General features: G+C 36.0%; 19 protein-coding genes and 1 pseudogene. 16 read left to right on the plus strand and 4 right to left on the minus strand.

What is annotated here, in order from left to right; all coding sequences use genetic code 11:
* Nucleotides 1-343: pseudogene (locus RTP52_RS11280) on the plus strand (glutathione peroxidase); the annotation flags it as partial.
* 239 nt (nt 344-582) lie between these two features.
* Nucleotides 583-1020 carry a MarR family winged helix-turn-helix transcriptional regulator gene (locus tag RTP52_RS11285; protein ID WP_312107281.1) on the plus strand — a complete coding sequence of 146 codons (438 nt, stop codon included), beginning with the start codon at nt 583-585 and terminating at the stop codon, nt 1018-1020.
* A 136-nt stretch (nt 1021-1156) separates the two neighbouring features.
* Here the strand turns inward: RTP52_RS11285 and RTP52_RS11290 are convergent, their stop codons facing one another.
* Nucleotides 1157-2077, minus strand: a complete 921-nt coding sequence (locus RTP52_RS11290) for an aldose 1-epimerase (RefSeq protein WP_312371351.1) — start codon at nt 2075-2077, stop codon at nt 1157-1159.
* 386 nt (nt 2078-2463) lie between these two features.
* Between RTP52_RS11290 and RTP52_RS11295 the strand changes: the two genes are divergently transcribed.
* The gene (locus RTP52_RS11295) at nt 2464-3450 is read left to right on the plus strand and encodes a diaminopimelate dehydrogenase (RefSeq protein WP_312107278.1); all 987 of its coding nucleotides are present in this window, start codon (nt 2464-2466) and stop codon (nt 3448-3450) included.
* Between the two features lie 80 nt (nt 3451-3530).
* Here RTP52_RS11295 and RTP52_RS11300 read toward each other — a convergent pair whose 3' ends face one another.
* On the minus strand, nt 3531-3815 hold the full coding sequence (locus RTP52_RS11300) for a hypothetical protein (RefSeq protein ID WP_312371352.1): 285 nt from the start codon (nt 3813-3815) through the stop codon (nt 3531-3533).
* A gap of 257 nt (nt 3816-4072) precedes the next feature.
* Nucleotides 4073-5992, minus strand: coding sequence for a sialate O-acetylesterase (locus RTP52_RS11305; RefSeq protein ID WP_312371353.1), 1920 nt, complete (start codon nt 5990-5992; stop codon nt 4073-4075).
* A 417-nt stretch (nt 5993-6409) separates the two neighbouring features.
* On the opposite strand from RTP52_RS11305, the gene mgrA reads away from it, so the two are divergent.
* The 4 genes from mgrA to RTP52_RS11325 all read left to right on the plus strand — a co-directional run bounded on the left by mgrA (nt 6410) and on the right by RTP52_RS11325 (nt 11663).
* Complete coding sequence (gene mgrA, locus RTP52_RS11310; RefSeq protein ID WP_312371354.1) at nt 6410-7402, plus strand: L-glyceraldehyde 3-phosphate reductase; 993 nt, start codon at nt 6410-6412, stop codon at nt 7400-7402.
* Between the two features lie 526 nt (nt 7403-7928).
* Nucleotides 7929-8876: an ABC transporter permease gene (locus RTP52_RS11315; RefSeq protein WP_312104458.1), complete on the plus strand. Its 948-nt coding sequence runs from the start codon at nt 7929-7931 to the stop codon at nt 8874-8876.
* Between the two features lie 14 nt (nt 8877-8890).
* Nucleotides 8891-9811, plus strand: coding sequence for a carbohydrate ABC transporter permease (locus tag RTP52_RS11320; protein ID WP_312371356.1), 921 nt, complete (start codon nt 8891-8893; stop codon nt 9809-9811).
* Nucleotides 9812-9899: 88 nt separating this feature from the next.
* Nucleotides 9900-11663, plus strand: coding sequence for a hypothetical protein (locus RTP52_RS11325; protein ID WP_312371358.1), 1764 nt, complete (start codon nt 9900-9902; stop codon nt 11661-11663).
* A 168-nt stretch (nt 11664-11831) separates the two neighbouring features.
* Here RTP52_RS11325 and RTP52_RS11330 read toward each other — a convergent pair whose 3' ends face one another.
* Nucleotides 11832-12794: a helix-turn-helix domain-containing protein gene (locus tag RTP52_RS11330; protein WP_312371361.1), complete on the minus strand. Its 963-nt coding sequence runs from the start codon at nt 12792-12794 to the stop codon at nt 11832-11834.
* A gap of 410 nt (nt 12795-13204) precedes the next feature.
* Here RTP52_RS11330 and gpmA point away from each other — a divergent pair, with 410 nt between their 5' ends.
* From gpmA to RTP52_RS11375, 9 genes are all read left to right on the plus strand, one after another.
* Nucleotides 13205-13954, plus strand: coding sequence for a 2,3-diphosphoglycerate-dependent phosphoglycerate mutase (gpmA, locus tag RTP52_RS11335; protein WP_312371362.1), 750 nt, complete (start codon nt 13205-13207; stop codon nt 13952-13954).
* A 236-nt stretch (nt 13955-14190) separates the two neighbouring features.
* Nucleotides 14191-15321 carry a 1-propanol dehydrogenase PduQ gene (locus RTP52_RS11340; protein WP_312104469.1) on the plus strand — a complete coding sequence of 377 codons (1131 nt, stop codon included), beginning with the start codon at nt 14191-14193 and terminating at the stop codon, nt 15319-15321.
* Nucleotides 15322-15345: 24 nt separating this feature from the next.
* Nucleotides 15346-15699, plus strand: coding sequence for a BMC domain-containing protein (locus RTP52_RS11345; protein WP_330694295.1), 354 nt, complete (start codon nt 15346-15348; stop codon nt 15697-15699).
* A 165-nt stretch (nt 15700-15864) separates the two neighbouring features.
* Entirely contained in the window at nt 15865-16314 is a 450-nt protein-coding gene (locus tag RTP52_RS11350) for a EutP/PduV family microcompartment system protein (protein ID WP_312104472.1), read from the plus strand.
* A 127-nt stretch (nt 16315-16441) separates the two neighbouring features.
* Complete coding sequence (gene eutA / locus RTP52_RS11355) at nt 16442-17911, plus strand: ethanolamine ammonia-lyase reactivating factor EutA (RefSeq protein ID WP_312371364.1); 1470 nt, start codon at nt 16442-16444, stop codon at nt 17909-17911.
* Nucleotides 17912-18092: 181 nt separating this feature from the next.
* Nucleotides 18093-19457: an ethanolamine ammonia-lyase subunit EutB gene (locus RTP52_RS11360; RefSeq protein WP_312104476.1), complete on the plus strand. Its 1365-nt coding sequence runs from the start codon at nt 18093-18095 to the stop codon at nt 19455-19457.
* 190 nt (nt 19458-19647) lie between these two features.
* Nucleotides 19648-20541 carry an ethanolamine ammonia-lyase subunit EutC gene (gene eutC / locus RTP52_RS11365; RefSeq protein ID WP_312104479.1) on the plus strand — a complete coding sequence of 298 codons (894 nt, stop codon included), beginning with the start codon at nt 19648-19650 and terminating at the stop codon, nt 20539-20541.
* A 144-nt stretch (nt 20542-20685) separates the two neighbouring features.
* Nucleotides 20686-21342, plus strand: coding sequence for an ethanolamine utilization microcompartment protein EutL (gene eutL / locus RTP52_RS11370; RefSeq protein ID WP_312371368.1), 657 nt, complete (start codon nt 20686-20688; stop codon nt 21340-21342).
* Nucleotide 21343: 1 nt separating this feature from the next.
* Entirely contained in the window at nt 21344-22309 is a 966-nt protein-coding gene (locus RTP52_RS11375) for a BMC domain-containing protein (protein WP_312371370.1), read from the plus strand.
* Nucleotides 22310-22312 lie beyond the last annotated feature (3 nt).

Raw genomic sequence — 22312 nt, forward strand, 5'->3', positions numbered from 1 at the left:
GCAAGCTCCAGGTAGTGATGAAGAAATTGTAAGCTTCTGCGACGCTAGATTTGGCATCACCTTCCCTCAATTCTCTAAAATAGATGTTAATGGAGAAAATGCGATTCCGTTGTATCAATATTTAATAAAAGAAAAAGGCTTCCAAGGATTTGATCCAGAGGAAGAAATGACTTCAGTTCTAGATGGAGTAATTAGAAAAACAAATCCAAACTATGCGAATGAACCTGATATTAAGTGGAACTTTACTAAGTTCTTAGTGGATCGAGACGGAAATGTAGTAGAACGTTTTGAACCAATGGAACACATGGATGTAGTAGAGGATAAAATGAGAGAGTTACTTTAAAGTTGAAAAATTTCAAGAGTAAAAATTGAAGGAAATCTTCGATTTCTAAATAGATATTCGTGCCTGCGTCATCCTCAGCACAAATATCCAGCCTATTGAGCTGGAACGTTTTCAAGTGTGATAATCAGAATAACTATTATGTTTCCATCAAAGAGGGTAGTCATGGCGTTTAGGATTGAACAAGTATAAAAAAAGTGGTACATTAGATTGTACATGATAAATTATAAAGGAGTTAAGCCATGTTAGAGGAATACGATGCATTAAAATTAGAGAATCAATTGTGCTTTCCGCTTTATGCCTGTTCAAAAGAGATTATAAGATTATATAAACCGTTTTTAGATAACATAGATCTTACCTATACTCAGTATATCACGATGATGGTCATGTGGGAGAAAAAAGAGCTGAATGTGAAAGAACTTGGTGAATATTTGTATCTTGATTCCGGTACCTTGACTCCAGTCTTGAAGAAATTAGAGTCAAAAGGATATATTTCTAGGGCGCGGTCCAAAGAGGATGAAAGAACCTTAATTGTTTCGCTAACCGCACAAGGTGAAGAATTGAAGAAGCAAGCTGCTAGTATTCCAGAACAAATGGGACAGTGTATAAAACTTGATCCGAAGGAAGCAAAGGAGCTTTATCAACTACTGTATAAGGTTCTCAAGGGAATGACAGAATAAAAAAGTATATAAATCTGTGTAAAGATTTCTTCCTAATCATGGGGCTGTCACAATGCTTGTTGTGACAGCCCCATTTGTGGTTAAAACTTAGAAAGAGATTGATGCTTGCTATTTGATACCTAAGGAATGCGGCACCCTAACAATCCTTTGGCAAAATTTCTATCTGAATCCTTCCTTCTTTTTGCTCCTTTGGCTTTAAACAAATAAGGCTGGATTCTTCAACAAAACCCTTGTGGTACAAATTAATAGCATCAGTGGAACAAGTTTGATTCTCTAAGCAAAAGAAGGGGCTGTTTTCTGGTGTATAAACAACAAGCTTTTTAAATTCTTCACTCGTTTGCAAACTAACAGTTTTATCCGAATAGTGAATCAATGCGCATGGCTGATTCCTTATGTTGGTATATACATGATCCAGATGTAATGAATTCACCCTAGTTGGCTTAGTTAAATCAAATTCACCAATCGCTTTCATAATTATTCCGGTTGGTAAACGATGCGAATCGTTCTCCATGTAGGAATCAGCAAATACTTGTATACTAACATCTTCGTCTTGTTTCTCGAAGAATGGATGAATAGCGATTCCATATGGGAGTATCTTATTATCAAGATTACATACGCTATAATCGTAGGTAATTGTAGTCCCATCTAAGGTGATTCTAAGTGTTAAAGTGCAAGCAAATGGAAGGGCTTTATAATAAACATTGTTATCTTCCGGTAATATTGTTAGTGTAGCTTCAATGGTTCCACCTTGCAATGATTCTAATAAATTGTTAACTTGAAAGGTTGCATGCTTAACGATTCCGTGATTTTTTCCATGATATTTCGTACCATCAAAGACAAAAACACCATCACGGATACGATTCGGGGTTGGAAATAAAGTCATTACACTACAGGTTTTATCCTCTATTAAACGGTCCTCATAAAATTTTATAAGGGGTTTCCCTTGATATAGGATTTCATATAGGTTCATTCCATCGGATGGATTTAACCAGATTGAGATGTCGTCGTTTGATAAATAATAAGTTGTTTGATTATTCCATATCGTTTGTTTAATCATAAAATTTCCTTCATGATATTGTTACCAATTGATTTTTAGACGCATTGTGTGACTTTGTTTGCAAAAGAGTTTTATAATCAACACGAAATACAAACAGATATTAGCATCTTTGGTACGGTATTTACTATAGCATAAAAAAATAGGTTATCCTACCGAATAATTTAGCAACTTTAATAAAAAACTTAGTATTTTTGATTTCATATTTCTTAGGTTTTGATCTGAAAACTTGTAAAAGTAAGAATGTGCTAAGAAATTTTATTTGCAGTATAATAAGGAATCTGTTACAATTTTACGTGGAATTTTCATTTATGTTCATGACATAATGAAACTAATAAGGTTATTTGGGCACTTTTGTCAAATAGAAAGAAACGAAAGGAGAGATAGATATGTCGATTAGAGTAGGTATTATCGGATATGGAAATTTAGGTCGAGGGGTAGAATGTGCAATCAAGCAAAATAGCGATATGGAGTTAGTTGCAGTATTTACTCGCCGCCCACCACAAGAAGTAAACATACTAACTAAAACAGCTAAGGTTTATCATGTGGATGAGATATTAAAGATGAAGGATAGTATGGATGTTGTTATCGTATGTGGAGGTAGTGCAACTGATTTACCAAAACAGACACCAGAATATGCGAAATATTTTAATGTGGTAGATAGCTTTGATACCCATGCAAATATTCCAGTACATTTTGATGAAGTAAATAAGACTTCGACAGAAAACGGAAATGTAGCTATCATCTCTGTTGGCTGGGATCCAGGTATGTTCTCCTTAAATCGTTTGTATGCAAATGCAATTTTACCAGTAGGTTCTGATTATACATTCTGGGGTAAAGGAGTTAGCCAAGGACACTCCGATGCAATTCGTCGTGTTGCAGGTGTGAAAGATGGAAAGCAATATACCATACCTGTTGAAGCTGCATTAGAATCAGTTAGAAATGGTGAAAATCCTAAGTTAACTACCAGAGAAAAGCACATAAGAGAGTGTTATGTAGTAGCAAATGTTGGAGCAGATTTAGCAAAGATTGAACAGGAAATTAAGTCAATGCCAAATTATTTTGCAGATTATGATACAACAGTTCATTTTATTAGCGAAGAAGAATTAAAGAAAAATCATAGTGGAATTCCACATGGTGGTTTTGTTATTCGCAGTGGAAAGACTGGTTGGGAGGAAGAACATTCCCACATTATCGAATATTCTCTAAAACTAGATTCCAATCCAGAATTTACCTCTTGTGTATTAGTTGCCTATGCTAGAGCTGCATATCGTTTAAATAAAGAGGGACATAAGGGATGTAAAACAGTGTTTGATATTCCACCAGCTTATCTTAGTGCAAAGAGCCCAGAGGAACTAAGAAAAGAATTGTTATAAAAATATTAATGTTATTATAAAAGCAAATAGCCTGTCACAATGACGTGACAGGCTATTTGCTTTTATACTAGAAGACTCTATTAATAATGTTCCTTCTTGCATTTATCACAGAAGATATTTACTTGAACACAAAATTCTTCTTCCTTACGTTCTTTTTTACAATCATCTTCTTTGTGATGTTCCTTTTTATCTTCATCACAAAAGATATTTACCTGAACACAAAAATCCTCTTCTTTGTGTCCTTTACGTTCTTTCTTATCATCTTCATCACAAAAGATATTTACTTGAACACAAAATTCTTCTTCTTTAGGTCTAGGTTTTTTCTCTTCCTTGCAATCAAAGTTATCTGAATTATACATATACATTAAATCGACTCCTTTCTTTCTAGTGTTACTATATTATATGTATTATTCGACATAACGTTACAAAATATAACGTATAAGATTTGAACTTAGAAGGAAGAGAAATTATCGTTTTCTTACACGGGTAGGATTAGACCAGAGAGGTTTTGGCAAATCAGATAGCCAACACATGGCTTGATGAACAACAATTGATTTATTACATGAAAAAGAGGCTGCACACTAATTTCTTAGTGCGACAGCCCCTCGATTTAGGAGTATAATTAAGATGTTGCTTGCAGTGATAATAGGAAGGACGATGCAGGTAGGCCTTCTGTGTTATATAAATTTGCTCCTTCAGGATTATTTGCAAATGCATATCGAACAAACTGTGGCCATTTTGTCGTAACCGATATAAGAAGTTTATTATCATCGATGGAAGCTTTCGCTACTTCCCATGTTAAACCATCCGTACTAAATTCAAGTGTTTGAATTTGGTCACCCATGATTAAAAGTCCATTTTCTGCGGAAGAAAAAAATAATTCTAAATATGGCCTATCTTCTATGAGGATAAAGTTATAATCCGAAATGATAGGTCCCTGATATGTAATATCTTCCTCATAGAGAATAGCTCTAGCTGCAAGTGCTAAACGTTTGCCGACGGCTTGTTTATTTTGAGGATGTAGGTCATTATACTCTCCGATATCTAATGTAACAGCCATTGCTGTATTTGGTACATTAAGTATATGACGTTGAGCTTCTCTTAGATAAGCCCAATTCGTACCTGTGTTAAATCTCTTGTGGTCACCGAAATTGGCTAATTGTACATAAAGAAATGGAAGACTTTGATTATCAAACAAGGTTCGCCAGTCTTTGATCATCGCTCTAAAAAGTTCCTCATACCACTCCGGATGAGAATCATTGGATTCTCCCTGATAAAACAAAACTCCCTTAATTGCATAATTTCGAAGGGGATAAATCATTCCTTGATATAAACTAGTTGGCATATAATTGAAAAAGGATTGAGATTGCAGGGTCTCACAAGTAGCACCGATTCGAAACTGCCAATTGCCGGATAGATCAATGAATTTTGAACCATATCGTATTCCATAAGGTTTATCTGGTACAAATCCCCCATCATGTGTACTACTAATTACTCTAACCACAAGTGCATTAACCCCATTTTTCAATAATCCAGCTGGAATAGGATAGCATCGCGGCGGATATTGATATTCTGTACGTCCAATAAGTTTTCCATTTAGGTATGCTTGATCTGAATCAATAATACTTCCAAGATATAGAATAGCATCCTCCCCAAGGTAGTCCTCTTCCATAGTAAAGGTTTTACGAAACCAAAAGCTACCGCGGATAGCTCCAATAGTGTTATCTCTAAAAAGCTCTGGAACAACTCGCGATGTAAATCCTTCCTCTTGATACTCTGGCTGATACCATTCTTGCTGTTTCAGTCCAAGATCTATGTTATCAAGAGCTTGATACCAGTGCTGCATGCGATCGTTGTCTGCATTTATTACACTGTCCACATATTCTTTTTGTTTATTCTGTTTTATGATGGAATCATATCGGCCAAATTGACGGAGTGTTTCTTCACTTATAAATGCTTCAATTGGAGCACCACCAACCGCAGCTTCTATGAGACCAATGGGAATATCATATCGATCATGAATTTCTTTTGCAAAGTGATAACCAACAGCACTCATTGGTAATATCGTTTCAGGAGTGACACTTAACCAAATACCCTCCTCTAAATCGTCAGCGGGAGTATCAAATTGATATTGTTTTGGAACCGTAAAATATCGGATAAACTTCTCGTTCACACGATGGATTTCATCAGCATTATTACTCCTAATAAGTGAATTTGCTTGCCAATTTATCTTGTTCTTGTTTAACGTTCTACTAATTGGAAGTACCATGTTAGATTGACCGCTAAGTAAATAAACATCTCCAAAATAAATGTCCTGTATGGTGATTATTTCATCACCGATGATAGACATTTCATATGGACCTCCTGCAGACATTTTAGGCAACGTAATTGTAAAATTACCCGAAGTATCTGAGAAGGTATGATAAGTTTGTGATAGAAAGTTTATGGTAACATTACTGTTGGGAGCTGTTTGACCAAAAAGCTTTTGTTCCTTTTCTCTTAAAAGAACCATTCCATTACTGAATAGTGGTGAAAGTTTCATGGAGAGTTTCCTCCTTCAAATATTATAATTATGAAACGAAATTAATTCATAGCATTACTACATTATTCGTTACAAGGAAAGTTCGTAAATCGTGAGTTTTCTTGTTTCAGTGAATTTATGATTTTTTTCTTAAGTTCACTATAACATAGAGATTGTTTTGTTGCATATCAAATAATGCCATATACTCATCAAATTTAATGTCTAAGAAGTTATAGGAAAGTTGAAAAGTTGAAAAGTTAGAAAAGTTAGAAGAAAAGTTAGAAATATTGCTTGACTTTGAGTTAACTCTAAGGGGTAGACTAAGGATAAGAAATCATATAGGAGGGAATCAATTACAATGTTAATTCCATAGTTTATATGGTAGATTGATTTTTACTATTTATAAAATGTATTTATCTCAGAAAGGAAGGTAGAATTATGAGTTACATTGCAAATGAAAATCGATATGATCGTATGGAGTATCATCGTTGCGGGAAGAGCGGATTAAAATTACCAGCGGTATCCCTTGGATTATGGCATAATTTTGGAAGCAACGGAAGTTATGATAATATGAAAGATATGTGTAAAACAGCCTTTGATTATGGTATTACACATTTTGATTTAGCAAATAATTATGGACCGGTAGCAGGTGGTGCAGAAGAAAATTTCGGACGAATTTTAGCTACTGATTTTAAACCATATCGTGATGAGTTAGTAATTTCCACGAAAGCTGGTTATTATATGTGGCCAGGTCCATACGGTGATTGGGGTTCAAGAAAATACTTAATCTCAAGTCTTGATCAGAGTTTAAAACGCATGGGATTAGAATACGTTGATATCTTTTATCATCACAGACCAGATACTGAAACTCCACTAGAAGAAACGATGCTTGCTTTAGATGCTATTGTAAAAAGCGGGAAAGCTTTATATGTTGGTATCTCCAACTACAATAAAGAACAAACAGAAAAAGCCGCTGCAATCCTTCGTGATCTTAAGTGTCCATTTATTATTAATCAACGAAAATATTCACTATTCGATCGAACCATTGAAGATGATGGATTAAAGTCTTACGCAGCAAAAGACGGGATTGGAGTTATTGCATTTTGCCCATTAGCGCAAGGATTATTAACAGATCGTTATCTTAACGGAATACCAAAGGACAGTAGGATAGTAACCGATGGTAGATTCCTAAAAGAAGGTGATGTTACAGAAGGAAGATTAAATCAAATAATATCATTACAAAACATAGCGAAAGAGCGTGGCCAAAGTCTTGCTCAGATGGCACTTTCTTGGATATTACGTGATGGAGAAGTAACAAGTGTTTTAATTGGAGCTTCAAAAGCATCGCAGATTGAAGAGAATGTCAAGATTGTTGGTAATACTAAGTTTACAGAAGATGAATTAAAACAAATAGAAACAATTTTAAAATAACTTGATATGATAAAGCACTAGGTGATCCATTTTGATATGCTCCTTGACAGGGAGTATATCACATTTGGACTATCTGGTGCTTTTTTGAATTATGCAAGGAAGTTCGTGAAGTGATCTTTCTAGCAAATAGGAAAAGTTCGTGAAGTGATCTTTCTTTCAAATAGGAGAAGTTTGCGATGAATGCTTTTCTTGTATCTTAGGAAAAGTTCCGAAGAGTACTTTTCTTGTATCTATGAAAAGCGCTGTAGTCTCCTAGAAATATGACACAAAATGTAGAAAAATCATATTATATAAAATGCACAAAAAGATTGATAATAGTATCACAAAATAGGATAAATTAATAGAGAAAAAATAATTCTATCTCTTTATATGTAACAAAACAACCAAAAAACAAGGCGATAATTTTAAAAATTAGCAATAATTGAATGCTTGAAAGCAAAATATGGCTAGCATGTTTTATAAAATATACATATAATGAATTTATAAACAAAGGATATGAAATAACAATTGGGAGGAGAAATGTCCTATGAAAAAAGAGCAAGCATTAAAGACCAAAAAGGCAAAACAGGAACCGCTCTTAAGGCATATAAAGCGTAATTGGCATCTATATGCATTTCTGGTGATACCGATTGCGTATTATATAATTTTTCGGTATATTCCCATGTTTGGTAACATCATAGCGTTTCGTCGATACCGAGCAGGAAGTAGTATATTCGGTGATGAGTGGAGTGGATTAAAGTATTTCAAGCAGTTTATGGGTGATCAAAGTTTTTGGCGTGCATTTAAAAATACGTTAACCTTAAATTTTTCTTACCTTTTGGTACGATTTCCTGCGACCTTAATCTTTGCATTACTACTCAATGAGATAAAGTGTCTTCCGTGGAAAAAGTTTGTTCAAACAGTATCTTACTTACCACACTTTATTTCCATGGTTATTGTAGCTGGTATGGTAAAAGAATTACTATCCATGAATGGTCCAATCAATAAACTCTTAGAGTCCATGGGGAAAGAAGCAATTTCATTTATCTCATTACCACAATGGTTTCCAACCATCTTTGTAGGATCTGGAATATGGCAAGGACTTGGATGGGGAACTATATTATATCTAGCTGCTATTGCAGGAATTAGCCCGAGTCTTTATGAAGCAGCTACTGTGGATGGAGCGAATCGTTTTAAACGGGTATGGCATATAACATTGCCGTGTATCCTTCCAACTATAACAACATTGTTAATTTTAGACATCGGTGGATTAGTTGGTTCAGGTGGTGCTTTTGAAAAAGTATTTTTGCTCTATAATCCAATGACTTATGAAACTTCTGATATCGTCTCTACCTATGTTTATCGAATGGGTGTTGGTTCTGGTAACTATAGTTATGCTACAGCAGTTGGTTTATTTGAGGGTATCATTAACTTGGTACTTCTATTGACAGCGAATATTATATCAAAGAAAACCACTGAAAGTGGACTTTGGTAATAGGAGGTAGCGAGATGTCAGTATTAGTTAGTGCAAAGCAAAATAAGAATTACATTCCTTCTAAAATAAAAGAATCAAAAAGTTATAAGGTATTCAAAGTTTTTAATACAATCCTTATGATTATAATATCGATAGCAACCTTATATCCATTTCTTTATCTGGTTGCTCAATCGTTTTCCTCAGAAGCGGCGATTATAAAAGGGCAAGTTACCATATTTCCGGTAGATTTTAATATTGTTACATATAAGTCAGTATTTGCAAAAGGAGATTTTCAGCGGTACTACTTGAATACGGTTATCTATGCTGTAATAGGCACAATAGCATCACTCATTATGTCATCTATACTAGCATACCCGTTATCGAAATCTCATCTTAGATTAAACAAGTTTTTCGGTCCATTTATTATCTTTACTATGTATTTTGGTGGAGGTTTAATACCAAATTATGTGTTAATTAATAATCTTGGGCTTCGAAATACAGTGGCAGCCTTTATCCTTCCAGGGTTAATTGGAACTTATTATGTTCTTCTAATGAGATCTTTCTTTGCAAATGTTCCGCAAGAACTAGAAGAAGCAGGCGAAATAGATGGACTATCTAAATTTGGTGTGTTCTTTAAAATTGTATTACCACTTTCAAAGCCAATTATGGCAACCATGACTTTGTTCTATATGGCTGGCTATTGGAGCAATTGGTTCACGGCTTTTTTATATTTGGATGATAGAGAAAAATGGCCAGTTGCTTATTATTTGAGACAGATTATTATAGGAGCATCAACCTCAGCAAATCCTGGTGCAGTAAACGCAGAGACTATGCAAATAGCAGCCAATATCAAATCTTGCTGTATGGTATTAATGGCAGTACCAATCATTTGTGTTTATCCTTTTATACAAAAGTACTTTGTACAAGGAATGATGCTTGGTGGTGTAAAGGAATAGAAGTAAGTAAAATCGGGGGCTATACCTAGATACTTTCTTTCGAAAGAGAGTTAGTATAGACATCAAAATTTATTATGGGAGGGAAACTATGAAGAAAAAGGTTCTTAGTTTAGTTTTATGTGTAGCCATGGTAGTATCTTTGACTGCGTGTGGTAACAAGGGTAAAGAGTCTTCAAACAACAACAATAATACGACTGCACCAACAGCAACAAAAGCACCAGATGCAACACCAGTACCAGAAGTAAAATTAGGGTATGAATTTGGTTTGGACAAAATATTCCATTCAGATGAACCAGTTACATATTCCATGCTATTTAGTGATGCTGCTTGGTATCCAATGGTAGACAGATGGGAGACAGAGGGAGTATTTGCTAAGATTAAAGAATTAACAAATGTAACTTTAGACGTTACAAAAATTGATAGTGGTGATTACGATAGCAAAAAAGCTCTTTTGATTAATGCAGGTCAGTCTGCATATATCATTCCTAAAACTTACGATGAATCCGCATTTGTTGATGGTGGCGCTGTAGTTGCAGTATCCGATTGGGTACAGTATATGCCAAACTATACGGAATTCTATGATAAGTATAGTATGGAAGCAGATGTTAAGACAATCGTTCGTGCAGATAATAAGTATTATCGTCTTCCTGGTATGAAAGAGAGTTCTTTACAGGATTATACTTTCTTAATTCGTAACGATATCTTTAAAGCAGCTGGATATGATGTTGCTGCTCTTGAGAAGGATTGGACATGGGATGATTTATATGATGTCTTAGTTGGTGTTAAGGCTTATATGGTAAGCAAAGGTATGTGCAAAGAAAGTGATTATATCTGGTCAGATCTTTGGTGTGGAACTGAGTCAGGTCAAGGAAATGGTGGTAACCTTCTTAAGTTAATGGGTGCTTCCTATGATGTTCCTTCTGGCTGGGCAGTCGCAGATGGTATGCAATACGATGCTGCAACAGATAAGTGGTATTTCGCATCAACATCAGATAACTACAAACAATTTGTAACTGTTGCAAATAAGTACATTGCTGGTGGCATCTTAGATCCTGAAACATTTACACAGGATGATGTTACTGCTAATAATAAATTCTATCGTGGTGAAACTGCGATTATCAGTGTTAACCGTTCTCAGTATACAGCATGGCACCAAGGCTTGGATGAAGGTATCGGCAAAGGAAATTACGAGACATATTTAACTGTATATCCTAAAGGAAACAATAAATATACTTCTGAAAACACTCGTCTTGAGAATGGTGTTATGATTGCGAGCAAGGCTTTAAAAGAACTTGGTGAAGATGATTTTATTAAGATGCTTCGTTTTGTTGACTGGTTATGGTACTCTGATGCTGGTAAAACACTTACAAAATGGGGTGTTGAGGGTGAACATTGGAACTATGTAACGGATGCAGCAACTGGACTTAAAGTAAAAGCTTTGACTGAGAATTGGTTCTGTGGAGGACTTGGTATACCAGTAACCGATGAAACAAAGCAGAAAGATTTAAGACTTGAGCTTGGGTATGCAGGCGGAAACTTCTGGTATGGCGGTAGCAATGAACAGTTAACAGATAACTTTACACCTGTTATGCAGGATTACTATGCAAGAGTTGCTGCTGATAGAGCAATTAAACCATTAAATCCTTCCTTCGCTAGAACAGAAGATGAAAATGACCAGATTAATCTTTGGAAGACTCCACTGATTGACAATGTAAACGCATGTACACTTAAGTTCGTGACTGGTCAAATGAGCATCACAAACGATTGGGACGCTTATGTAGCAAGCTGTAAGAATTTAAATTCTGATAAATTAGAAGATCTATACAATGAAATGTATAGCCGCTCAAAATAAATAACTGTACGATAGTTGAAATGTTATCTATAATACGATAAAAATATAAAACAAGGAAAAGTACAATTGAGAACTTTTCCTTGTTTTATATGAAATAGACCCTGTAAAAAGGAAAGTTAAGAGTTACCTCTAAAACTGCCTGATTTACAGGGTCTTTTCTATATTTTTTTAAGGATTCATTTCTAATGGATGCGATCCTTTACTGCAAAGATCGCGGTATTCGGTTGGAGTACAGTTTTTCGAACGTTTGAACGTTCGATTGAAAGTAGATAAACTTGAAAAACCAGATTGTAATGCAATTTCTGTAATTGTTAAATCAGGGTTTAGCAGAAGCATTTCAGCAGATTTGATTCGTTTAAAACAAAGAAAATCATAAAAATTCTGACCAGAGCACTGCTTAAACAATCTGGAGAAATGAAACTTAGAAAATCCCGCAACGCTTGCAACTTTTTCAAGTGTGATATCTTCCATGTAGTGCTGATCCAAATAGTCAAATACAATGTTTAACTTGTCGATAAGCTCTTTTTGCTTTGTTTGATGTACATAGGAAAACGTATTTTCTACATTCATACGATATCTTCCAAGTGTAACAAAAAAGTTCAATAAGTGAGAGTAGATGGCTAATTCCCGAAGATTGTTGTCACTAAAATATTCCTCACACATCTTTTCTAGCAGATTCGCTTCTTCTGTGTATATTTGTGAGTGGGTGTCCTGTGACATCAAAATTGGTTGGGATATGTAAGGTATAAGGTAGGAAAATCCATTCAACTTTGAAATAATGGAGGAGTCAAATAAGTAGATTAGTCTAGAGCCGCTGTTTGGTGCCATCAGATAATGTAATTCACCAGCAGGGATGATTAAAATATCACCTGGATGTAAAAGATATTCTTCATTCGATACTCTAACTGTATAGGTATTTTCAAGTGGAATTATAATTTCGAATGCTGGGTGCCAATGAGTCGAAAAATCAATATTCTCAACATTATACCAAATTCGAATCGAAGACCCAGGAAGATACTTGACTAGTTCATAGTTTCCATTAACTACCCGATGAAAACGTTCCGTATCTTGTCGCAAGCGAATTTTGCGGCGATTATCTTCACTAAGATTATGTAATATTGCGTTCTTCATAATTTTTCATTCCTTTATCAACAAAATGTTATTCATGACAAGGAAAAGTTCGCGAAGCGTACTTTTTCTTGTTACTATGAGATAGCAGAGTACAAGGGTAGCTACATTATGATAGATTAGTTTGTTTAATATCTTATAAATATCGTATCATATACAGTATCAAATAGCAATATTGCGATGAAAAATGGTCGATCAATGGTAAAGTAATTAATTTTGTATAAGGAAACCTTAAAAACAGAATCAAAGTAAATAAAATAGCGATATAATAAAATAAGTATACTAAAAAAATGAACGAGAGAAAGAAATCGTATAAGGCAATGAGGTTATGAGCAAGTAGCGTAAGCAGATTGCAAATATCCGCTTTGATTTAAATTAGCAAATTCGCTTTGACTATTTAGGAGGTTGATAGCATGAAATTAGTCTTATTAAGACATGGCGAAAGTGAATGGAATAAGGAAAATTTATTTACTGGTTGGATGGATGTCGATTTGTCTGAGACGGGGAAAGCAGAAGCGTCTTCGGCAGGCATCACGCTGAAACAAAAGGGGTATGATTTTGATGTCTGCTATACTTCTTACTTAAAACGTGCGATCCATACCTTAAACCGAGCATTAGATGAGATGGACAGAGCTTGGCTACCTGTGGTGAAAAGCTGGAAACTTAATGAGAGGCATTATGGTATGTTACAGGGATTAAATAAATCAGACACAGCAGATAGATATGGAGAGGAACAGGTTAAAATCTGGAGACGTAGTTATGATATTGCCCCCCCTCTACTTAAAGAAGAAGACGAGCGAAATCCAAGATTTCTAGATCAATATAGACAAGAAAAATGTGAGATACTTCCGTTAGGTGAAAGCCTAAAAGATACGATCGCAAGAGTAGTTCCTTATTATAACGAAGTCATTTTTAAAGATATGATGGCAGGAAAGAGAGTGTTAATAGCTGCGCATGGTAATTCATTGCGGGCACTTGTGAAATATATTGAAGATATGTCTCCAGAAGAGATATTAAATGTTAATATTCCAACTGGGATACCTTTGGCTTATGAACTTGATAAGGAAGGAAATTTTCTTAGTAAAGAATATCTTGGTGATCCAGAGTATGTTAAAGCTAAGATAGAAAAAGTATCTGCGCAGGGAAAAGTTACAATTGAATAATGTTGTTTTGAAAAAGCAAAAAAATACAAAATTCTAATCAGATTGTTGTATCTTTTTTGCTTTTTTTGTAATTCATGACAAGGAATAGTTCGTGATGCGTACTTTTTCTTGTTTTTTTTATAATTATCCAAACATTTGAGTTACTTTTATAAAAGACTTTATTATAGGAAGTATAGTTATGCTAAAAATACATACTATATTTGGGTAACTGTGGAACTTAAAAAAGGTGATGACAAATGAACACATTCGAATTGAAAACGAAAGTCATATTTGGACAGGAAGCTTTGCAATATTTGCAATCCCTGGGACAAAAGAAAATTTTTATCGTAACCGACCCGTTTATGGTGAAATCCGGAATGATTGATTCCATCACCAAATATTTAGCGGAGGGGTCTTTTAAAGTTTTTAGCGATATTGTGCCTGATCCACCAATGGAATTAGTGGTGAAAGGTGTAGGGGAAGTCACAGCTTTTAAACCTGATGCTGTTGTTGCGCTGGGTGGTGGTTCCTCGATTGATGCAGCTAAAGCAATCATGCATTTTTCTAGGGAAATAGGGAAGTTAGAGAAAATGCAATTTATCGCAATCCCAACAACAAGTGGAACCGGTTCGGAAGTAACCTCCTTTGCTGTTATTACAGATACGGAAAAAGGGGTTAAGTATCCATTGGTATCCGATGCCTTGATTCCGGATATAGCGATATTAGAACCAATTCTTGTGAAATCAGTACCTCCTGCAATTGTAGCAGATACAGGAATGGATGTTTTAACCCATGCATTAGAAGCTTATGTTTCTACAAAAGCAACTGATTTCTCCGATGCATTTGCGGAAAAGGCAATTTCTTTAGTATTTCAATATCTCTTAAGATCTTATGAAAATTCGGAGGATATTGAAGCAAAGGAAAGAATGCATAATGCATCGTGCATTGCTGGAATCTCATTTAACCTTGCTTCCCTTGGTTTAAATCATGCAATTGCGCACAACATTGGTGGAAAACTTCATGTACCTCATGGAAGAACGAATGCTATTTTACTTCCGCATGTTATTGAATATAACAGTAACATAACTGGTTTTACGCCAAAGGATTATTCGGAAGCAGCAATAAAATACGCAAAGATAGCAAAACTGATTGGTGTATCTGGTAGCACAGTAAGGTTAAGTGTTAAAAATTTAATTAGTGAGATCACAAAAATGATGCAGCGAATGAAGATGCCAACCAAACTACAGGAATGCGACATAAGTACCGAGGTCATTTTAAAAGAAAAGAAAGCGATTGCCGAAGGTGCACTGAAAGATGCTTGTATTATAACCAATCCACGTGTGGCTAGCATTTCAGATATTTCTGAAATCATTCATAAAATTTCATAAGGCAAGAAATGGTGGTGAGGATTTATGATACAAATTGATGAAAAGCAAAGAATCGTTCAGGAGTTCGTGCCTGGTAAACAGATTACGCTTGCCCATATTATTGCAAATCCAACTGGAGATATTTATCAAAAACTAGGCTTAATATCTGACGAAATCAATGCAATTGGGATTATGACAATCACACCCAGTGAGGGAGCTATCGTTGCTGCGGATATTGCTACCAAAGCATCTGATGTAAGACTTGGTTTTATAGACCGTTTCAGTGGTGCATTAGTAATAACTGGAGATGTTAGTTCTGTTGAATCAGCGATTCGAGATGTAGTATCTGTATTATCTGGACAACTTTTATTTACTCCTGCCGCAATTACAAGGACGTAATATATGAACAAAGCCAGGTAAGGTTGATATTTACTTCATGTACACAGTATGTGCAGGAATTGATGTTAGATTGATCAAATTTTTACAACCCGAAATTTTGTGCTTGCGTAATCCTCGACACAAATTTCATATGCGCAAATAACGTACGCAGGAACAGAGGTTAAGATGGGTAGTGGGAAAATTATATTTATGGGTAGGACTGGAAGTGGAAAGACAACACTTTGTCAGAAGTTAGATGCTCTGGAATTAAAATATAAAAAAACACAATCAGTGGAGCTTTATGATAATGCAATTGATACTCCCGGTGAATATATGGAGAATCGAAATTTTTACCGCGCTCTAATTATGACAGCGGTGGATGCAAAACTAATTGCAATCTTAGGAGATCCGACGGTAAGGGATAACTATATACCTCCTGCTTTTGCGGGTACCTTTGCGAAAGAAATCATAGGGATAGTGACCAAAGTTACCTTAGCAGATTCTGAAGAGGATATTAAGAGAGTGGAAATGGAGCTAAAACAGTCTGGTGCACAAAAAATCTTTCGTATCGATACCGTGGAAGAGATTGGTATTGAAGAATTGTTCCATTATATCCATGAACGAATTGATAGTTAGACTCAAAGAATATTAAATTAATGTAAGAAGATGAGAGTGAAAGATAAATCTTTCACTCGGCAGTTTGTATATGCGCTGCGCATACAAATTTGGGATGCGAAAAAACAGCGCAGAAATGAGGGAAAGCATGAGAGAAGAATTGTTAAGTGTAGGAATCGATATTGGAACCAGTACAACACAACTGGTTTTTTCGAAATTAATGATTGAAAATATTGCCTCCAACTTCTCTGTTCCCAAAGTGGTGATTGTAGACAAAGAAATTATTTATCGTAGTGAAATTTATTTCACGCCGCTGCGTTCTCCAACGGAAATCGACGGAACAAAAGTGAAGGATATTATTGAAGGAGAATATAAAAAAGCTGGTATTAACAAAGCTCAGATCAATACAGGAGCAGTTATTATTACTGGAGAGACAGCCAGAAAGGAAAATGCAAAGGAAGTATTAACAACCTTAAGTGGTTTTGCTGGTGACTTTGTTGTAGCAACTGCTGGACCCGATTTGGAGAGTATTATCTCTGGAAAGGGTGCAGGTGCACATGTATATTCCAAAGAACTTCATACCGGTGTCGTAAATATTGATATAGGCGGAGGAACAAGTAATCTTGCCTTGTTTGAACATGGGGAAGTAAAAGATACCGGTTGTCTTGATGTGGGCGGACGTCTGATTAAGATTGATAAAAACTCGAGGGAGATCACTTATCTGTCAGAGAAGATGAAAGAGTTAATTAAGAGAAAGAATATCTCTCTTTCCATAGGAACAATAGCAACAAAAGAAAATTTGCAGCCAATCTTAGAAGCAATGGTTTATGCCTTAATGCAGAGTGTTGGATTAAGGCCGATGAACGATGATTTTTCATTATTTATTACACACAAAGAGGGAGAACAGGAAACTACGTTCACCTGTCACGAAACGATAAAGAAAGGTTGTCCAATTACTAGTATAACATTTTCAGGTGGAGTAGCAGATTACATTTATCGAACAGAAGAAGTAGTGGATGATTTTGCTTATGGTGATATAGGAATCTTACTAGGACAAGCCATTAAAGAATCACCTTTATGTAAAGAGCTTACTGTACTAAAAAGTGTAGAAACAATTCGAGCAACCGTAGTTGGTGCAGGAACTCATACGATGGATATAAGCGGTAGTACGATAACGTATACCACAGATATGTTCCCTATCAAAAACCTTCCTATTTTAAAATTATCAAAAGAAGAGGAAGAGTCTGCTAAGAGTATGGAACAGGCTATTATAACGAAACTGAATTGGTTTAAGTTAGAAGGCAATCTCCAAAAAGTTGCGATAGCATTTGAGGGAAGCACAACCCCTAGCTTTATACAAGTTACTGAATATGCAAAAGGTTTGATTGGTGGAATGACAGAATTAATGGAACATGAGCTTCCCTATATCATCTTAGTGGAAAGTGATATGGCTAAAGTTCTGGGGCAGACAATGTATCGAATGCTTGAATATAAAAAAGATATTATCTGCCTAGATAGTATTCATGTAGAAAATGGAGACTATGTTGATATCGGAAAACCGGTTGCAGAAGGTACCGTACTACCGGTCGTTGTAAAAACTTTGGTATTTAATAAATAGAAAGAAGCATTTTGGTAATCCTAAATGCAGGTAAGTTGAAACATAAACATTTCAACTAGAAGTTAAATGCCTTTGTCCTTGGCATATACTTCATTAGCGCGATAGCGCTTTGATATCAGCTTTATAAAATACGATATGATACGCGTGTTAAAACAAGTTTATACGCAGATAGGAGTGGACTATGATTTTAAAAGCACAATTGTTTGGACATACCTATGAGTTTAAATCACTTATGGATGTCATGGCAAAGGCAAATGAGGAAAAATCGGGAGATTCTCTTGCTGGAATTGCTGCAGAGTCTGCAGAGCAACGTGTGGCGGCGAAGGTTGTACTCTCGAACATAACGTTAGAGCAACTTCGTAATAATCCTGCGGTTCCTTATGAAATTGACGAGGTAACTAGAATCATTCAGGATGATGTGAATGAAAAAATCTACAATGAAATCAAGAACTGGACAGTGGCTGAGTTCCGTGAATGGATATTAGATGAAAATACAACCGGTGCAGACATACGAAGAATAAGTAGAGGTCTTACTTCTGAGATGGTAGCTGCAGTTGCAAAGTTAATGTCAAATATGGACTTAGTATACGGTGCAAGAAAAATACGTGTAACAGCACATTGTAATACTACGATTGGAGAACCTGGTACGTTAAGCTGTCGTCTTCAACCAAACCATCCGACCGATGATCCTGATGGAATCATGGCATCATTATTAGAAGGTTTAACTTATGGTGCGGGAGATGCACTTCTCGGATTAAATCCAGTAGATGACTCCACAGAAAGTGTAGTTCGAATATTAAAGAGGTTTGAAGATATCAAACAAAAATTTAAGATTCCAACTCAAACTTGTGTTCTTGCCCATGTTACTACACAGATGGATGCTATTAGAAAAGGTGCACCATCGGATTTAATCTTCCAATCTATCGCAGGATCTGAAAAAGGAAATGAAGCCTTCGGTTTTACTGCTGCTATCTTAGAAGAAGCAAGACAGTTAGCTTTATCAGAAGGTACCGCAGAAGGTCCAAACGTAATGTATTTTGAAACTGGTCAGGGATCTGAATTATCCTCAGAAGCACACCATGGTGTTGACCAAGTGACTATGGAAGCACGTTGCTATGGATTTGCAAAACGCTTCCAACCGTTTGTTGTAAATACTGTAGTTGGTTTTATTGGTCCAGAATATCTCTATGATGGACGTCAGGTAAACCGTGCTGGTCTTGAAGATCATTTCATGGGTAAATTAACTGGTATTCCAATGGGATGTGATGCTTGTTATACGAATCATATGAAAGCAGATCAGAATACGATTGAAGATCTTTCGGTATTGTTAACAACTGCTGGCTGTAATTATTTTATGGGTATACCTCATGGCGATGATGTTATGCTTAACTATCAGACTACTGGTTTTCATGAAACTGCTGCACTTCGTGAAATGTTTGGCTTAACAGCCATCAAACCATTCTGGGAATGGATGATTCGTATGGGCTTTATTGATGAAAAGGGCAAGCTGACAAAATTAGCCGGTGATGCTTCCGTCTTATTCTAGTTAAGGGAATCACACAATTATTTGTGCCTGCGTCGTCCTTGGCACAAATATCCAGACTACTATAGACGTGTTTTCAAGTGTGAGGAGAAATTCTAAGGTGACAGAGTACGCCGCTGGGAAATTTAAGTCTCACACTAAGGAGATTTGTGCTTTACACAAAATCTCCAGATTATGAAAGGAGCTTGGGTTTATGGATGAACAAAGTTTAAGAAAAATGGTGGAGCAAATGGTGGAACAGATGGTTGGCGGTGGTAGTACGAATGCGAAAAGTACACCTTCCACAAGTTCGGTGGGCCAAGGAACTGCAACCGCAATTTCATCAGAATGCTTACCTGATATAACAAAAATAGATTTAAAGTCTTGGTTTTTAGTAGATCATGCAAAAAATAAAGAGGAATATCTTCATATGAAGAGTAAAACCCCTGCAAGACTTGGTGTTGGCAGAGCTGGAGCAAGATATAAAACTATGACGATGCTTCGTGTGAGAGCAGACCATGCAGCAGCACAAGATGCGGTATTTTCTGATGTCTCAGAGGAATTTATAAAGAAAAATAATTTCGTATTTGTAAAAACACTTTGTAAAGATAAAGACGAGTATTTAACAAGACCGGATCTTGGACGTAGATTTGGTAAAGAAGAGCTAGAGGTAATCAAGAAAACATGCGGACAAAGTCCAAAAGTTCTGATTATAGTTGGCGACGGTTTATCCTCCTCTGCAATCGAAGCAAACGTTGAAGATATGATTCCGGCAATAAAACAAGGTCTAAGTATGTTTCAGATTAATGTACCTCCGATTCTCTTTATTAAATACGCAAGAGTAGGAGCGATGGATGACATCGGTCAAGCGACGGACGCAGATGTTATTTGTATGTTAGTTGGAGAGCGTCCTGGATTAGTAACAGCAGAATCAATGTCTGCTTATATTTGCTACAAGCCAAAACATGGAGTTCCAGAATCGAAAAGAACCGTAATTTCTAATATACACCGTGGTGGTACAACACCAGTTGAGGCAGGTGCTCATGCCGCAGAGCTAATTAAGAAGATGTTAGATAAAAAGGCATCCGGTATTGAATTAAAAGGTTGATGAAATGTAGTTTTGATCAAGCTTATCGTTATTATAAGGCGCTAAAGCGCTAGAATCGAAATAGTGTGAAATATAAAGATTTTTCACACACGAATTTGTGCTGCCGCTCAAATTCGCGGGATTGAGGCAGAATGGAGGTTTCATATGAAGAATGATAAATTACACCCTAATATTTTAGCGGTCCGGATTATTTCCAATGTGAGTCCGGATTTGGCAGAAAAACTTTCTCTTGGAGAGCGTCATAAGAGTCTTGGAATTATAACAGCAGATAGTGATGATGTAACCTATACAGGTTTAGATGAGGCAACAAAAGCCGCAGATGTTGAAGTTGTTTATGCCAGATCTTTCTATGGTGGTGCTGCAAATGCGAATACAAAACTTGCAGGTGAGGTAATAGGCATTATAGCTGGGCCAAGTCCAGCGGAGGTTCGAAGTGGACTAAATGCTTGTATCACATTTATGGAAAATGATGCTTATTTTATTAGTGCAAATGATGATGATTCTATCGTTTACTATGCTCATACGGTATCAAGAACGGGTTCTTATCTATCAAAAATTGCCGGAATTACAGAAGGAGAAGCACTTGCCTATGTCATTGCTCCTCCACTAGAAGCAATCTATGCTCTTGATGCAGCTATGAAGGCAGCAGATGTAAGGTTATGTGAGTTTTACGGACCACCAAGTGAAACTAACTTTGGTGGTGGACTATTAACAGGTTCTCAATCTGCTTGCTATGCGGCCTGCAATGCATTTGCAGAAGCAGTAAGAAGTGTAGCAGATCGACCAAAAGAGTATCAATAAGATGCAAGCATTAGGGATGATCGAGGTGATTGGATTGCCTCCTGCTATTGAAGCAGCGGATTCTGCTCTTAAGGCAGCAAACGTTACTTTACTTGCAATAGCAAAAGTAGATGGGGGAATCCTAACCGTAGAAATCACCGGAGATGTTGGGGCAGTTTTAGCTGCTGTAGATGCAGGCGCCGCAGCAGCAGAACGTGTTGGTACGCTTCGTGCAAAACATGTGATACCACATGTAGATGAAAGTCTTATTGGTAATGTCTTAATGAAGGGAACCAAACTTTTTCAACCAAAGAACAAACAGGTAATGCCTAGCGGTCAAGGTGCTTCTTCTGGATTTACGAATTCTCAAGCAGATGGTGCCTTGAATGCTTCTAAGGCTCTTGATACGAGTGTCTTATCAATGGATTCTGTTCAAAAAGAAGGTAATGTACAAACAGATGGAATGAATCCTAGAGAAGAATTTACTCAGAAAAAAGAGAGCACTCCAAAGGAAGATAGTGATTTAAAAGATAATGCTTTGAAGGAAGATAGTTCTTTAAAAGATAATGCTTTGAAGGAAGATAGTTCTGTAAAAGATAATGTTTTAAAAGAAGATAGTTCATTAAAAGAAAATGTTCTTAGAGAAGATAGTTCTTTAAAAGACAGTGTTTTAAAGGAAGATAGTTCTTTTAAAGAAGATAGTATTTTAAAAGAAGGAAGTACTATAAAAGAAGATTATAGAAAAGATGAAATAAATTCTGTTTCACAGAACAATAACTTTGGAAGAGATGATGTCTTTGGAGAAAGTACAATCACAAGTAACAAGGAAGACCAACAGACTTATACCGTTAATGATTTAAAGAAAAAAAGTAATGATACACTTCGTGCAATCTTACAAAGTAAAGGTGTGGAATTAACAGAGCTTCATAAGAGTGCAAAGAAACAGGAGTTAATTCAACAAATTATGGCACAGCAAAATCATAGTTAAGAA

The organism is Lachnoclostridium sp. (assembly GCF_031997925.1).
In the GTDB taxonomy this organism is placed as follows: domain Bacteria; phylum Bacillota; class Clostridia; order Lachnospirales; family Lachnospiraceae; genus Lachnoclostridium.

Excerpts from the sequence above, each read along its gene's own strand:
- RTP52_RS11285 (WP_312107281.1), top strand. The coding sequence starts at position 583 with ATGTTAGAGGAATACGATGCATTAAAATTAGAGAATCAATTGTGCTTT.
- RTP52_RS11290 (WP_312371351.1), bottom strand. The coding sequence starts at position 2,077 with ATGATTAAACAAACGATATGGAATAATCAAACAACTTATTATTTATCA.
- RTP52_RS11295 (WP_312107278.1), top strand. The coding sequence starts at position 2,464 with ATGTCGATTAGAGTAGGTATTATCGGATATGGAAATTTAGGTCGAGGG.
- RTP52_RS11300 (WP_312371352.1), bottom strand. The coding sequence starts at position 3,815 with ATGTATATGTATAATTCAGATAACTTTGATTGCAAGGAAGAGAAAAAA.
- RTP52_RS11305 (WP_312371353.1), bottom strand. The coding sequence starts at position 5,992 with ATGAAACTTTCACCACTATTCAGTAATGGAATGGTTCTTTTAAGAGAA.
- mgrA (WP_312371354.1), top strand. The coding sequence starts at position 6,410 with ATGAGTTACATTGCAAATGAAAATCGATATGATCGTATGGAGTATCAT.
- RTP52_RS11315 (WP_312104458.1), top strand. The coding sequence starts at position 7,929 with ATGAAAAAAGAGCAAGCATTAAAGACCAAAAAGGCAAAACAGGAACCG.
- RTP52_RS11320 (WP_312371356.1), top strand. The coding sequence starts at position 8,891 with ATGTCAGTATTAGTTAGTGCAAAGCAAAATAAGAATTACATTCCTTCT.
- RTP52_RS11325 (WP_312371358.1), top strand. The coding sequence starts at position 9,900 with ATGAAGAAAAAGGTTCTTAGTTTAGTTTTATGTGTAGCCATGGTAGTA.
- RTP52_RS11330 (WP_312371361.1), bottom strand. The coding sequence starts at position 12,794 with ATGAAGAACGCAATATTACATAATCTTAGTGAAGATAATCGCCGCAAA.
- gpmA (WP_312371362.1), top strand. The coding sequence starts at position 13,205 with ATGAAATTAGTCTTATTAAGACATGGCGAAAGTGAATGGAATAAGGAA.
- RTP52_RS11340 (WP_312104469.1), top strand. The coding sequence starts at position 14,191 with ATGAACACATTCGAATTGAAAACGAAAGTCATATTTGGACAGGAAGCT.
- RTP52_RS11345 (WP_330694295.1), top strand. The coding sequence starts at position 15,346 with ATGATACAAATTGATGAAAAGCAAAGAATCGTTCAGGAGTTCGTGCCT.
- RTP52_RS11350 (WP_312104472.1), top strand. The coding sequence starts at position 15,865 with ATGGGTAGTGGGAAAATTATATTTATGGGTAGGACTGGAAGTGGAAAG.
- eutA (WP_312371364.1), top strand. The coding sequence starts at position 16,442 with ATGAGAGAAGAATTGTTAAGTGTAGGAATCGATATTGGAACCAGTACA.
- RTP52_RS11360 (WP_312104476.1), top strand. The coding sequence starts at position 18,093 with ATGATTTTAAAAGCACAATTGTTTGGACATACCTATGAGTTTAAATCA.
- eutC (WP_312104479.1), top strand. The coding sequence starts at position 19,648 with ATGGATGAACAAAGTTTAAGAAAAATGGTGGAGCAAATGGTGGAACAG.
- eutL (WP_312371368.1), top strand. The coding sequence starts at position 20,686 with ATGAAGAATGATAAATTACACCCTAATATTTTAGCGGTCCGGATTATT.
- RTP52_RS11375 (WP_312371370.1), top strand. The coding sequence starts at position 21,344 with ATGCAAGCATTAGGGATGATCGAGGTGATTGGATTGCCTCCTGCTATT.